General features: G+C 56.3%; 1 pseudogene. It reads right to left on the reverse strand.

The annotated features are described in order from the left end of the window. Window positions 1-28: 28 nt before the first annotated feature. Window positions 29-215, reverse strand: a pseudogene (locus KB213_RS12595) (tRNA (adenosine(37)-N6)-threonylcarbamoyltransferase complex ATPase subunit type 1 TsaE); the annotation flags it as partial.

Below are 215 nucleotides of genomic sequence, written 5' to 3' on the forward strand. Positions count from 1 at the left end.
GGCGCCACACTCACAATTGTCACGATACTTAAACCCCCAGACCCATCAAACGCGCATCAGGCCACCCAACAAGAGAGACCTCACTCTCATCATCAGTCCCCCCTTGATCCAAGGTCAGATGAAGCGCGCCATCCGGCAATAGATCTTCAGCACGCTCCGGCCACTCCACCAACATGATGCCGTCACATGCGGCATCCCAGTCGAGTACATCCAGC

Source organism: Neokomagataea anthophila (genome assembly GCF_018122595.1).
GTDB classification, from domain to species: domain Bacteria; phylum Pseudomonadota; class Alphaproteobacteria; order Acetobacterales; family Acetobacteraceae; genus Gluconobacter; species Gluconobacter anthophilus.